The organism is Nonomuraea sp. NPDC049028, assembly GCF_043197735.1.
In the GTDB taxonomy this organism is placed as follows: domain Bacteria; phylum Actinomycetota; class Actinomycetes; order Streptosporangiales; family Streptosporangiaceae; genus Nonomuraea.
This window is the reverse complement of record NZ_JBICTR010000006.1, coordinates 163,295-175,863: the sequence shown is the minus strand read 5'-3', so window position 1 is coordinate 175,863 and position 12,569 is coordinate 163,295. Positions and strand designations below refer to the sequence as shown.

Annotated in this window: 11 protein-coding genes; 7 read left to right on the top strand and 4 right to left on the bottom strand. The window is 69.9% G+C overall.

What is annotated here, in order from left to right:
* The first annotated feature begins 4 nt into the window (after positions 1-4).
* On the top strand, positions 5-856 hold the full coding sequence (locus ACGFJ2_RS24160; RefSeq protein WP_393471741.1) for an alpha/beta hydrolase: 852 nt from the start codon (positions 5-7) through the stop codon (positions 854-856).
* Positions 857-866: 10 nt separating this feature from the next.
* Here the strand turns inward: ACGFJ2_RS24160 and ACGFJ2_RS24155 are convergent, their stop codons facing one another.
* Entirely contained in the window at positions 867-1,586 is a 720-nt protein-coding gene (locus tag ACGFJ2_RS24155; RefSeq protein WP_357944775.1) for a hypothetical protein, read from the bottom strand.
* A 233-nt stretch (positions 1,587-1,819) separates the two neighbouring features.
* On the opposite strand from ACGFJ2_RS24155, the gene ACGFJ2_RS24150 reads away from it, so the two are divergent.
* The 3 genes from ACGFJ2_RS24150 (at position 1,820) to ACGFJ2_RS24140 (ending at position 6,215) form a co-directional block, all read left to right on the top strand.
* A complete protein-coding gene (locus ACGFJ2_RS24150) occupies positions 1,820-3,076 on the top strand; it encodes a serine hydrolase domain-containing protein (RefSeq protein WP_357946329.1) in 1,257 nt (418 codons plus the stop codon).
* A 309-nt stretch (positions 3,077-3,385) separates the two neighbouring features.
* Positions 3,386-3,733: a hypothetical protein gene (locus ACGFJ2_RS24145; protein WP_358188481.1), complete on the top strand. Its 348-nt coding sequence runs from the start codon at positions 3,386-3,388 to the stop codon at positions 3,731-3,733.
* Between the two features lie 184 nt (positions 3,734-3,917).
* A complete protein-coding gene (locus tag ACGFJ2_RS24140) occupies positions 3,918-6,215 on the top strand; it encodes a WD40 repeat domain-containing protein (RefSeq protein WP_393471737.1) in 2,298 nt (765 codons plus the stop codon).
* Positions 6,216-6,409: 194 nt separating this feature from the next.
* On the opposite strand, the gene ACGFJ2_RS24135 is transcribed toward ACGFJ2_RS24140, so the two are convergent.
* Both ACGFJ2_RS24135 and glnA read right to left on the bottom strand, forming a co-directional pair.
* On the bottom strand, positions 6,410-6,889 hold the full coding sequence (locus ACGFJ2_RS24135; RefSeq protein WP_393471734.1) for a peptidoglycan-binding protein: 480 nt from the start codon (positions 6,887-6,889) through the stop codon (positions 6,410-6,412).
* A gap of 254 nt (positions 6,890-7,143) precedes the next feature.
* On the bottom strand, positions 7,144-8,505 hold the full coding sequence (glnA, locus tag ACGFJ2_RS24130; protein ID WP_393471731.1) for a type I glutamate--ammonia ligase: 1,362 nt from the start codon (positions 8,503-8,505) through the stop codon (positions 7,144-7,146).
* Positions 8,506-8,657: 152 nt separating this feature from the next.
* Between glnA and ACGFJ2_RS24125 the strand changes: the two genes are divergently transcribed.
* Positions 8,658-9,203, top strand: a complete 546-nt coding sequence (locus tag ACGFJ2_RS24125) for a hypothetical protein (RefSeq protein ID WP_358188499.1) — start codon at positions 8,658-8,660, stop codon at positions 9,201-9,203.
* Positions 9,200-10,180, top strand: coding sequence for a terpene synthase family protein (locus tag ACGFJ2_RS24120; RefSeq protein WP_357944760.1), 981 nt, complete (start codon positions 9,200-9,202; stop codon positions 10,178-10,180). The genes ACGFJ2_RS24125 and ACGFJ2_RS24120 overlap by 4 nt, the downstream gene beginning before the upstream one ends.
* Here ACGFJ2_RS24120 and ACGFJ2_RS24115 read toward each other — a convergent pair.
* Positions 10,171-11,241, bottom strand: coding sequence for a DUF5937 family protein (locus ACGFJ2_RS24115; protein WP_393471726.1), 1,071 nt, complete (start codon positions 11,239-11,241; stop codon positions 10,171-10,173). The two genes, ACGFJ2_RS24120 and ACGFJ2_RS24115, sit on opposite strands and share 10 nt — an antisense overlap.
* A 61-nt stretch (positions 11,242-11,302) precedes the next feature.
* Here ACGFJ2_RS24115 and ACGFJ2_RS24110 point away from each other — a divergent pair, with 61 nt between their 5' ends.
* Positions 11,303-12,514 (top strand): MDR family MFS transporter, encoded by a 1,212-nt coding sequence (locus tag ACGFJ2_RS24110; protein WP_393471723.1) that lies wholly within the window; start codon positions 11,303-11,305, stop codon positions 12,512-12,514.
* The last annotated feature ends 55 nt before the right edge of the window (positions 12,515-12,569 follow it).

Here is a 12,569-nt window from a genome sequence, read left to right as displayed (position 1 = left end):
GGCTATGAGACTCGACGAGGTCGACGGCATGCGGGTCGCCACGTTCGGCACGGGACCGCGCCTGATCATCGCGGTGCACGGGATCACCGCCTCCCTGATGGCCTGGGCCGCGGTGGCGCGGCTGCTGCCCGCCGACTGGTCTCTGGTCGCGATGGACCTGCGCGGTCGCGGGCACAGCGCCGCGCTGCCCGGCCCGTACGGGCTGACCCGGCACGCGGAAGACGTGCTGCGCGTGGCCGACCACGTGGGCGCGGGCCCCGAGACGGTGCTGACCGGGCACTCCATGGGCGCCTACGTCGCCGCGCTGGCCGGTGCCGAACGCGACTTCGCCCGCGTGGTGCTCGTCGACGGCGGGTTGCCGCTGCCGCTGCCCGAGGGCGCCGATCCCGACGCGGTCCTGGAGGCCACCCTGGGACCGGCCGTGGAACGGCTGCGCCGGACATTCCCGACACCGGAGGCGTACGTCGGCTTCTTCATGGCGCACCCGGCCTTCCTCGACAGCTGGAACGCCGACGCCGAGGCGTACGTGCGCTATGACCTGACCGGCACCGAGGGCGCGCTGCGCTCGCGCGTGGCCGGTGACGCGGTGCGCGAGGACGGGCGGTGGATGCTCACCGAGTCCGAGCGCATCGGCGCGGCGCTGACCGCGATCGGGGCGCCGCTCTCGCTGCTCAGGGCGCCGCGCGGGCTGCTCAATCAAGACACCGGCATGCTGCCCGACGCGCTGGCCGCCACGTGGACCGCGCGCCTGCCGGGGCTCACCGACGAGGTGATCCCCGGCTGCAACCACTACACGATCATGTTCGACGAGCGCTGCGCGTCGATCGTCGCCGACCGGCTCACGTCCGGATCCTGAAGCCTGCGTCTCAGGCTTCGCGGGGAGCGATCCAGGTGGCGCGGGCGGCGGCCACCAGGGTGCCGTCGACCTCGTAGATCGCGCTCTCGCCGAACAGCTTGCGCCCCTCGCGGCCGGTCGCGCGGGCCACGACGGAGTAGGCCCCGCCCGCGTACAGCCGCCCATGGATCTGTACGGCCAGCCGCCCGAGCAGCGCCGACTCGCCGGGCTTGAAGTGGGCCCAGCCGGTGACGCAGTCGAGCGCCGCACCCACCACGGAGGCGGGCACGCCGTCCTCGTCGGCCACCGTGAACGGCACCCGCCACCCAGCGGCCACCAGGTCGGTCCCCTCGACCGGGCCGGGGAAGATCCGCAGCCCGTCACCCGGCTCGCGCAGCCCGCACGCGAAGCACTCGGGGAAGGCGTGGCCCCGCCAGCCGGGGAAACCGGCCTCGGCGCGGGCGGCGTCGTTGAACGGCACGAACTCGGGCGCCGTCAGGTCCTCGGCCACCGGGATGGCCTCGACCAGCAGCTTGTCGCCCTCGTGGAGGGACACCGTGTTGGCGACGTGCTCCAGGCACAGATCGGTCTCCAACGGGGTGGGCGCGTGCAGCGTGACCTCGACCGCCGATCTGTCGCCGCCCAAGGCCTCCGCCATGGTGCCGGCTATCCAGCCGCCGTTGGCGACTCCAGCCGGGCCCCTGAAACGCTCAGGAACGGTCAGCACGGTCTGCAGGGCAGCCGTCGTCATGCCACACCCTCCAACATCGCCCATATGGCGAAATATCCGAAAAGTCGTTTTGGAACGAGCCGATTTTAACGGACGATCAGTTTCCCACAACCTGAACGGGTCTTTGCCCACCGCATAACCCGCGCGGGGGCGTGAAACTTCCCAGCGGGAGACCCGGGCTGCGCCGGATCCTCCATGTCCGTAAGATACGGGCCCAACTTTGCACGGACGTTACCTGGGAGTCAGAAGTGACAATGCTCACTCGCCGGATGCTCACTCGTAGGAGCCTTCTCAAAGCGGGGGCCATTGCCGTACCCGCCGCCGCGATGACGGCTCGGCCGGCGCTCGCCGCACCCGTTCCGGTGGTGGAGACGTCGGGGACCGCTCCCGCGTCCTTGGCCGGGTTCGACAACGTGATCAAGACCTTCGTGAAGGAACGCGAGATCTCCTGCGCCCAGCTGGCGGTCATGAAGAGCGGAAAGATCGTCCTGGCCCGTGGCTATCGCTACAACACCGGCGCCCAGGCGATCCCCGCCGTCACTCCGACGTCGTTGTTCCGCATCGCCAGCCTGAGCAAGAACATCACCTCCGCCGCCATCATGCGGCTGGTGCAGGACGGCAAGCTGAGCCTTTCGGCCAAGGTGACCACGCTGCTCGGCCTCACCCCCGCCGACACCCGGATGAACCAGGTCACCGTGCTCCGGCTGATGCAGCACCTGGGCGGCTGGGACCGCGACACCTCCAAGCAGGACCAGCTCTGGCTGGACCACACGATCTCGGCCGCGCTGGACGTGCCGCTGCCGATCGGCCACGCCGAGATCATCAAGTACGCCACTGGCCGGCCGCTCGACTTCGCCCCCGGCTCGAAGATGGTCTACAGCAACTACGGCTACATGCTGCTCGGCCGGATCATCGAGAAGGTGTCGGGCATGTCGTACGAGACGTACGTCAAGACGAAGCTGCTCAAGCCCCTCGGCATCACCCGGATGCGCCTCGGCAAGAGCCTCAGGACCGAGGCCGCGGCCGGCGAGGTGATGTACCAGTCCCAGTACACGAACAAGACCGTCATGGACGAGTCGGGCACCGTCGTGCCGTACCCGTACGGCGGCTTCAACATGCCCAACCAGGACGCCAACGGCGGCTGGCTGGCCTCGGCCGTGGACCTCGTCCGCTGGACGCTCGCCTTCGACCGGCCGGGCACGGTGCTGAGCACGGCGTCGATCGCCAAACTGTTCGCCAAGCCGGAGACCGGCGTCACCTCCTCCGGCTCCTGGTACGGCGGCGGCTGGTGGGTCCGGCAGGTGACCGGGCACCTCAACACCTGGCACAACGGCTCGATGCCGGGCACGTTCTCGTACCTGGCGCGGCTGCAGAACGGCTGGAGCTACGCGGCGGTGTTCAACCGGCGCGAGGAGACGGGGACGCCGGACTTCGACGTGATCGACGACCAGATGAACGCCGTCAAGATCACCACCTGGCCGACGACGGACCTGACCTCGAAGTACTTCTGATCCAACGACGCGGCGGCCCCTCGCCGAGGGGGCGCCGCATCAGGCGTGAGCTCCCGATCAAGCTAGCCATCACGACCTGCGGCGGGCAGGGCTGGGTGATCCAGGAGCGAATCTGGAGAAACAGAGCCGCGACTTCCTGAACGGCACCGCCATGGGCGGTTACTCCGTTCCTCAACATGGGCCGAACCGTGGGACCGGCTGCCACGAGGCCACGACCTGCGACTGAAATATCCTGGCTTGGGTAGCTCAGCAGGTGATGTGGACTGCGACATCTCCCCGGCAGTGCCTCGCGCGTGTTGGAGGGAAGCCATGAAATTCATCATCGCCGCCGCCGGGTTGTGGCTGCTCCCCATGTTCGGAACGATCCCCGCCTGGGACGGCGACCGCCACCAGGTCAGCGAATCCCAGTACGAGGTCCTGCTGCATCAATGCAGGTACGCCAACACATCGCAGGCACGTTCGGAGTGCCGCGCGGCGGTCAGGGCGAACTACCGCGTCGGGGAGGTCGATCCCTCGCTGGATTGCCGCACCTATTCCAGCGTGACCGTGTGCGGCATGTTGCGGCTGAGCGCGAACGAACGCGCGTGCGTGCGGGACTCCGTGGCCAAGCACCTGTCGTATCGCCGAGCCGAAGTGGAGTGCTACGCGTTCCAGTGACCGCCGCGCCATCCACCCGAGCCGACGCTCGGGACCCAAATGATGCGCCGGTTCCACCAGGGAGAGGTGATGACCGCTGCCCAGATGATCACGATTCGGCGAAGCCCGCCATACCTTGGCGATCACGATCATTAGGTTCTGATCGAGCGCAAGAGGATCGAGCGCAAGAGGAGGGACAGCGCCCATGCCGCTCGATCTCACCTCGTTGATCGAGGCCGGTCCGGCGCTCCCGCACGGCGCGCTCGACGGGTCCTGGCCACCGGCCTTGCTGCGGGCCTATCTCCGGGCGCTCCCGCGGCTCCGCACGCTGCCCGGCTCTGAACGGCTCGAGTTCCTGCGCGCGACCGCCGCCGCCGAGGAACCGGAGGCCCTGGCGGCATTGGACTCGGCAGAGCCGGGGACTTGGACCCTGGCGTGGGAGACCGGCGAACAACCCACGGCCTTCCACGTGTGCCCGGCCCGGCACGACGGCCCGGTCTGGGCGGTGGCGGTGGGCGAGTTCGAGGGCCGCACGTTGGTGGCCAGCGGCGGCGACGACCACGTGGTACGGCTTCGCGCCGTGTTCGACCAGTCCGGATCGGAGCTGGAGGGCCATTCCGACCAGGCCGCGCCGGACCTAGAAGGTCATACGGCGAGCGTCCGCGCCCTGGTGTTCGGCGTGGTGGACGGCCACCCGATGCTGGCCGGCGGCGACGACGGCGGCACGATCCGTACCTGGAATCCGCTCACCGGAGCGAGCGGATTCACCCGCGACCTGACCGGCGGCTACCCGACAGCCCTGGCCTTCGTCGAGGCCGAGGGTGGGCGGACGCTGCTCGCCGTAGCCATCGGCTTCTACAACCGCGGCCACCCGGAGGACGACGAGGACGGGCGCGTCGACCTGCTGGATCCGGCCACCGGCGAGCTCGTACGCGCACTGCGCGCGGAGGAGCGGGACGCGGTACTCGACCTCGGTGTGACGAAGCTGGGCGAGCGGACGGTGCTGGCCGCCCTGTCCCCGTACGAGCTGCACGTGTGGGACGTCACCACCGGCGAGCGACTGGCGACGGCCGAACTGGACGACATCTGGGAGGACATGGAGCAGGACGGCCTCACTCCGCCCCTACTGATAGGCGAGGAGAACGGCCGGCCCGAGGTCGGTGTGGTGGTCCGCATCGAACACCCGCCCGGCTACACGGTGCAAAGCCGCGAACTGGTCTACCTGAAACTGGACGACCTCCGCGACAAGTCCCGCGGCCGAGGGTTCGACCGCGACCAGGGACCGGTGGCCATGACGACCCACGCCGGGCGGAACGTCATGCTCGTGGCGAACCACACCGACACCGGCAAGAAGTGGGAACGGCCCGCGAAGGCGGTGATCAGCCACCCAGGCCACAAGACGGACATCGACCTGGACGCCGACACCCGCCTGATCACGACCGCCGCCTTCGGGAGCCTGGCGGGACGTCTCTGCCTGGCCACGGGCGGGCTCGACGGGACGGTGCAGGTGTGGGACGCGCAGACGCCGCACCAGCACCGGCGGACCGGCCACGGCGGGTCAGGGCTGGCGCTGTTCACCACGGCACCGGGCACGCCCGCCCTGGCCGTCGGCACGCACAGCGACACCGTGCTCCTGGTGGACGCGGCGGGCGGGAAGAAGATCGGCTCAGTGGGCTGCCGCCAGAGCGGCCGTGGCCACGACTGCGACATCTCGCCCTACGACCACTGCTGCCGAGGCTTGACGGCCGGGCAGGTGGCCGGTCGGCCGTACATCGCGAGCAGTGGCTGTGCCGCGTACGGCACCATGCTGTGGCAGCCGCTGAGCAAGACCCGCGGGATCGCGCGGAAGGACGACGCCGAGGGCGGCCGGGTCACCTTCGGCGGCATGGACCACTCCTCACCCACCGCTCTCGCCTTCGGCGAGGTCGACGGCCGGGCGCTGCTCGCCGCCGGCGCCGAGGTGTGGGACCCGGTCACCCAGGAGTGCGTGGCCAAGCTGCCCAGGTGGGGGTTCGCGCTGAGCGAGAGCGCCTTCGGCCGGGCCGGGGATCAGCCGGTGCTGGCCACGCGGCGCGACGGCGAGGTGGACCTGTGGAACCCGCTGACCGGCCGGCACATCCGGACGCTCGGCGTGGATGACGCCGGTGCGGGCCTGGCCATGAGCCGCATCGCCGATCACGACGTACTTGCCGTCGGCAGCGGGAGGTATGTACACCTTTGGGACGCCGCCGCCGGAGAGCTCCGGGAGTGGATCCCGCACACTTCGACCGTCACCTGCCTGAGCCTGGTCGAGCACGACGATCGGGTCCTGCTGGTGACCGGGACCGAGGACGGCACGGTGACACTGTGGGACGCCGCCGCCTCGCGGCGCCGGGTGGCCGTCCTGGGCGCGTTCGCCCGCCCGGTACGCTCCGTGGCCGCGGCGACCATCCGCGGGGAACTGCACGTGTACGGCCAGTCGCGATACGGCCGCGTGCTCGCCTGGCGCGTCGACGCGGTTTGAGCGAATCGCCAGGCCGGAGACCGACCACGCGAAAACGGTGGAGGCCGCGCCGGCAGGCGCCGCCTGAAGAGGATGCGGAGTGTATCGACGCGCGCGGCCCCTCACCGCATTTTGCTGGTGAAGGGCCGCCCTGGCCGGACGAGGTCTGAACTAAGCGAAAGTACGACTTTCGCTCCGACTTTCGGCAAGCGAGTTCAGATCGTCTCTACCCAGGTATTGGTCCATGTGTTCCGCCCGACGCGACCGTCGACCTCGAGAGCGTGCTCTTTCTGGAATTGGCGGCAGATTTCTTCGCTCTTTGGCCCGTAGCTCCCGTCGACCGTGAGGGGCCAGCCGCGCTTGTTAATCTCGTCCTGCCACTGCCGCACATCCTCGCCGTTCATGATCGGCGGCTGCTTGAGGACGCGACCGGGGAACGGCGGGGCCACCGCGCTCGGGGCCGTCCACGTCTTGTCCCACGTCGTCTCGTCGACGACGCCGGTGACCTGCAGGTGCTTCTCGGCCTGGAAGTTCTTGCAGAGACGCTCGCTCTCTGTTCCATAGATCCCGTCTACTTTGATGTGCCAGCCGCGGTCCTGCATCCGCTGCTGCCATTTCTTTACGGCTTCGCCCTGCTGAGGCTTTTTGATGACGCCGGGAAATGGCGGTGCCTGCAAAGTCGGCGTAATGGTCACGAGTCGTCCTCCGTCGAGTCGTCGGCAAGGGCGGCGTCAGTCCCGCTTTCTGGGACACGTAATTCGCCGCCCTAATCCAGGTTTCCGGCAGGTGGATACCCGGCACCATCGGCGGCACTCTGGGGAAGCCGACGATTTAACTCGTTCTGGAAAATGTCGATACGACCTGTTGACACCAAGCCGAGGTGCGGCACCGACACCGTCGGGCGCGAAGCTCGGGCGGCGGGTGTCACGACGGACCCGCCGCCCCGCGCTTACAGCACCGGCAGGTAGCGGCCAAGCTCGAACTCGGTGACCTGGCGCCGGAATTCGCGCCACTCCGCCCGCTTGTTGCGCAGGAAGAAGTCGAAGACGTGCTCGCCCAGCGTCTCGGCCACCAGCTCGCTCTGCTCCATGACCGCGATGGCCTCGTCCAGCGACTGCGGCAGCGGCTGGATGCCCAGGGCGCGCCGCTCGGCGCTGGTGAGCGTCCACACGTTGTCCTCGGCGGCGGCCGGGAGCTCGTAGCCCTCCTCGATGCCCTTCAGACCGGCCGAGAGGATCAGCGCGAAGGCCAGGTAGGGGTTGCAGGCCGAGTCGAGCGAGCGGAACTCGATGCGGGTCGAGCCGCCCTTGTGCGGCTTGTACATCGGCACTCGTACCAGCGCGGACCGGTTGTTGTGGCCCCAGCAGACGTAGGACGGCGCCTCGCCGCCCTGGCCCGCGATGGCCTCCGCGCCGCCCCAGAGGCGCTTGTAGGAGTTGACCCACTGGTTGGTGATGGCCGTGATCTCGGCGGCGTGCTTGAGCAGCCCGGCGATGAACGAGCGGCCGGTCTTGGACAGCTGGTAGTCGGCACCGGCCTCGTAGAAGGCGTTGCGGTCGCCCTCGAACAGCGACATGTGGGTGTGCATGCCGGAGCCCGGGTGCTCGGTGAACGGCTTGGGCATGAAGGAGGCCCAGATGCCCTGCTCCAGCGCGACCTCCTTCATCACCAGCCGGAAGGTCATGATGTTGTCGGCCGTGGTGAGCGCGTCGGCGTAGCGCAGGTCGATCTCCTGCTGGCCGGGCGCGCCCTCGTGGTGGCTGAACTCGACCGAGATGCCCATCGACTCCAGCATCATGATCGCCTGGCGCCTGAAGTCGTGGCCCGAGCTGTGCGGGGTGTGGTCGAAGTAGCCGCCGGAGTCGATCGGCTCGGGGCGCCGACCCGGCTCGGGCCGGTTCTTCAGCAGGAAGAACTCGATCTCCGGGTGGGTGTAGAAGGTGAAGCCCATGTCGGCGCACTTGGCGAGCGTGCGCTTGAGCACCCAGCGCGGGTCGGCGTGCGACGGCGAGCCGTCCGGCATGAGGATGTCGCAGAAGATGCGGCCCGCGCCCGGCGTCTCGCTGCGCCACGGCAGGATCTGGAACGTCGCCGGGTCCGGCTTGGCCAGCATGTCGGCCTCGTAGACCCGGGCGAAGCCCTCGATGGCCGAGCCGTCGAAGCCGATGCCCTCGGCGAAGGCGCCTTCGAGCTCGGCCGGGGCTATCGCCACCGACTTCAGGAAGCCGAGAACGTCGGTGAACCAGAGCCGGATGAACCGGATGTCGCGTTCCTCGAGCGTGCGGAGCACGAACTCCTGCTGGCGGTCCAAAGCATCCCCTAGCGAAGACAGTACTGAGTTCCCTATCAGGATGCCGTGTCCGTGTTTCGCACACGTTACGTGGGGTCCCGGTGCGAGCCTCGCTGACAAAGAGCCCGGCCGGACCTATCGTGATCACGCAGTCAGTCTCGGGGGAGGCATTGGTGGCTATCGACCTGCTCAATCACAAGCTTGATAGGGCTTTCGACCACATCGACGCGGGCGACGGGGGCGTCATCGAGCGTGTGGACCTGCTGGGGTTGGGTGCACGGCTCCTGGTGGGATTCGGAGAGTCCCCAACCTCGGTCACCGGCAGCGATCTCGTCGCCGGTTTCGACGGGATCTGGTCGACTCTGTCCGAAGTGCTCGGCCGGGACGCCGACTGCCAGATCTTGCGGGAGGAGTTCCGCGAAGGCATGACGGCGGCGTTCGTCGAGGGCGACCTGTACGACCCGGTGTTCCGGCCGGCCACGGCGGCCGTGGCCGACCTCTGCGACGACGACGGCGACGGCCTGATCGGGCCCCGCGAGTTCCGTACGCTGCTGAGCGCCTTCGGCACCGCCTACGACGACGTGGACGAGGCGTTCGACCGGCTCGACCGGGCGGGCAGGGGCGTGCTGACCGTGGACGAGCTGATCGCGGCCGCCTGGCAGTACTACGTCAGTGACGACCCGAGCGCCGCGGGCAACTGGCTCTTTGGTCCCCTATGAGTACCGACGTGATCACCTCGGTGCGCACCGCCCTGAGGTCCATGCTCCAGTGGAAGCCGCTGGCTCCCGGACCGCGCCGCGGGGCGCCCGCCGCCACCACGCTGCTGGTGCTCACCGAGCGGGTGCCCGGCATGGCGGAGCCCTGCCGCATGCATCCGGCCGTGTACGCGATCGAGGCGGCCGTTCTTGACTGGGCCCGGCGGACCCATCTCCACGCGGGTCCCGGTGTGGGGTTCCACCGCATGGCGGGCCGCGCGTTCGCCGAGTTCGACGCGGCCGCGGCGGCGCTGTTCGCGCAGTGGCTGACCTGGCTGTTCAACCTCGACGACGAGCTCGACGAGGGGCCGGGCCGGCTGGAGGTCTTCCAGGGCCTGCTGGCGGGCGGCGCGGCCCATCCGCTGGAGGCGGCCTTCGCCGACCTGTGGCGGGTGACCAGCGCCCGGATGAGCGACCTGTGGCGGAGCAGGTTCGCGGCCAACCTGCGGCGTCAGCACGACGCCTGCCGCATCGAGGCCGAGAACCGCGCCACGGGCCGCGTACCGACCCTGGAGCAGTATCCGGCGCTGCGCAGGGGGACCGTCGGCCCGTACCTCTACGACCTCGTGGAGCCGTGCCTGCGCGTGGAGGTGCCCGCGTGGGTGCACGCCTGCGAGCCGTGGCAGCAGCTCGTCGACGCCTGTACCGACGTGACCGCCTGGTGCAACGACGTGGCCTCACTGCCCAAGGAACGCGGCGACGGGCACAACCTCGTCGTGGTCGTGATGCACCAGCTCGGCCTGGACCAGCCGGAGGCCACGGCCTGGGTGCTCGACCGGATCGCCGAGCGCTGCCAGGACATGCACGAGGCGGCCCGGAGCCTGCCGCTCGACACGCTCACGCCCAGGCTGGCGCGCGACGTGAGCAAGGTGGCGTGCGCCTACCTGGCCGCGCCGCGCGCCCACCTCGACTGGCTCCTGGAGTCGACCCGCTACACCTGACGACCGGCGATGGCGGGCGTGGGAGCAAGCGTGGGGGCGGGCGTCACCGGCATTGCGGGCGTGGGGGCCGGCGTGACCGGCATTGCGGGCGTGCTCGCGGCCAGCGTGTCGCCCGCGGCGGTGCGGCGGTACACGACCTGCTTGCCGACGCGCATCCCGACGGCCAGCCCGCCGCCGCTGAGTACGCCGAGGTGCTGGCTGACCGCGCCGGGCGTGAGCGACATGCGCCCGGCCAGCGCCGAGGTCGTGCTGGGCTCGGCCAGCGCGAGCAGGATCCGCGCCCGGCTGCGCCCGATGAGCGCCGCCAGCGCCTCGGGCGCGGGCGGCGGGCCCTGCTCCCACAGCGTCCCGACGCCCAGCACCGGATAGACCAGCATCGACTGGTACGGGGCCGACATCACGGCCACCGACGGCCAGTAGAACGCGCTCGGCACCAGCACCAGCCCGTCGCCGTGCAGCCCGGCGCCGTCCCTGTCCATCGTGCACCACGGCCGGTCGATGTGCAGCCGCTCCCCCGTCCACTCCACGGCGGGATCGAGCGCCGCGAACAGCTCGCGGGCACCGCCCTGGGCCAGCTGCCGTGACCTGCGCAGCACGTCGCGCTCCAGCAGCCCGTAGACGCGCGGCCAGAACTCGGCGAAGCACGTCTCCCAGTAGGCCTGCAGCGCGTCGGCGACCCGGGCCACGCCCGCCGCCGGATCATCCATGAACCGTTCGATCACCGCCGGGTCGGTTCCCCGAACCTCGGCCGCCTCGGCGCGGGCCCGTTCGGGCGGAGTGAGCCGTACGCGATCCAGCTCGGCGGTGAAGTCCGGCAGCGGCGTGTCGGGCGGCGGCGTGATGAAGTCGGCGAGATAGCCGCTCGGCGGGACGAGCGCGAACAGCTCGGTCAGGTCCAGCGCCGCGAGGCGGGGACGCACGCACTTGATCCACGGCAGGTGGATCGACTGCCTGGCCGGGTCCTGCAGCGTACGCAGGCTGGCGACCAGCTCCCACATCGGCGAGAACGCGAACCTGATCCGCGCGACGTCCTCGGGCCGCATCACCCACATCACCGACATACCTTTTAGTGTGCCCTAAATCGTTCGCGGCCACCAAAGGCGAAGGCTCAGTCTTAGTCCCGTGACTAGCACTGTTGTTGAGAAGCAATCGTTTCTGAAGTCCCAGGTGGGCGGGCTCCCCCGGCCGTTCTGGGCCCTGTGGAGTGGCACGCTGGTGAACCGCCTGGGCACCATGGTGATGCCGTTCACCGGCGTCTATCTGACACAGGCCAGAGGCGTCTCGGTGGCGGGCGCGGGGCTCGTGATGGCCGTGTTCGGCGCGGGGTCGCTGATCTCGCAGTTGCTCGGCGGGTGGCTGACCGACCGGATCGGGCGGCGGGCCACGCTGTCCGGCAGCATGATCGCCACCGCGGCCGCGATGCTGGCCCTGGGATACAGCACCTCCCTGGCCGCGATCACGACCTCGATGTTCGTGCTGGGGCTGGTGGTCGACGCCTACCGGCCCGCGTCCAACGCGCTGGTGGCGGACCTGGTCTCGCCGGTGGAGCGGCCCAGGGCGTACGGGCTGCTGTTCTGGGCCATCAACCTCGGCTACGCGGTCGGGATGACGGCGGGCGGGTGGCTGGCCCAGCTCGGGTTCGGCTGGCTGTTCTGGATCGACGCCGTCAGCAGCGTGATCTTCGCCGTACTGGTCTGGCGGGCGGTTCCCGAGACCCGCACGGCCGAGCGGGAGTCGGCGGGCGGGTTCGGCGTCGTGCTGCGCGACCGGGTGATGGTCGCCTTCACGCTCGTCGTGCTGGGGCAGGCGCTGGTGTACATGCAGACGGTGACCATGCTGCCGGTCGCGATGGTCAAGCAGGCGGGACTGTCCACCGGGGAGTTCGGCGTGGCGATGGCGCTGAACGGGGTGCTGATCGTCATCGTGCAGCCGCTGGTGTCCGGCTGGATCGGCCGCCTGGACGCCGCCAGGACGCTCGCGCTGGGGCTGGCCATCACGGGGGCCGGGTTCGCGCTGACCGCCTTCGTCACCGATGCCGTCTGGCTGGGCGTCACCATCGCCGTCTGGACGGCCGGCGAGATCATGACGGCGGGCATCGCGGGGACCATCGTCGCGGCGCTGGCGCCCGCGCACCTGCGGGGGCGGTATTCGGGGCTGTTCGGGTTCGCGTGGTCGGTCGCCTCGGTGCTGGCGCCGCTGGCCGGTGGAGCGCTGCTGGACGTGGGGCCGCAGGCCCTGTGGTTCACGGTGGGCGGCGTCGGGCTGCTGTCGGCGGTGGCCATGCTGGCGCTCGGCCCGGCGATCAGGCGGCGCGCCCTCCAGCCGGCTCTGTGAGCGAGCCCACTTTTCGTCGCTTGGACGATAAAAACGGCACCGTACTAGGCTGACC

Excerpts from the sequence above, each read along its gene's own strand:
- ACGFJ2_RS24160 (WP_393471741.1), top strand. The coding sequence starts at position 5 with ATGAGACTCGACGAGGTCGACGGCATGCGGGTCGCCACGTTCGGCACG.
- ACGFJ2_RS24155 (WP_357944775.1), bottom strand. The coding sequence starts at position 1,586 with ATGACGACGGCTGCCCTGCAGACCGTGCTGACCGTTCCTGAGCGTTTC.
- ACGFJ2_RS24150 (WP_357946329.1), top strand. The coding sequence starts at position 1,820 with ATGCTCACTCGCCGGATGCTCACTCGTAGGAGCCTTCTCAAAGCGGGG.
- ACGFJ2_RS24145 (WP_358188481.1), top strand. The coding sequence starts at position 3,386 with ATGAAATTCATCATCGCCGCCGCCGGGTTGTGGCTGCTCCCCATGTTC.
- ACGFJ2_RS24140 (WP_393471737.1), top strand. The coding sequence starts at position 3,918 with ATGCCGCTCGATCTCACCTCGTTGATCGAGGCCGGTCCGGCGCTCCCG.
- ACGFJ2_RS24120 (WP_357944760.1), top strand. The coding sequence starts at position 9,200 with ATGAGTACCGACGTGATCACCTCGGTGCGCACCGCCCTGAGGTCCATG.
- ACGFJ2_RS24115 (WP_393471726.1), bottom strand. The coding sequence starts at position 11,241 with ATGTCGGTGATGTGGGTGATGCGGCCCGAGGACGTCGCGCGGATCAGG.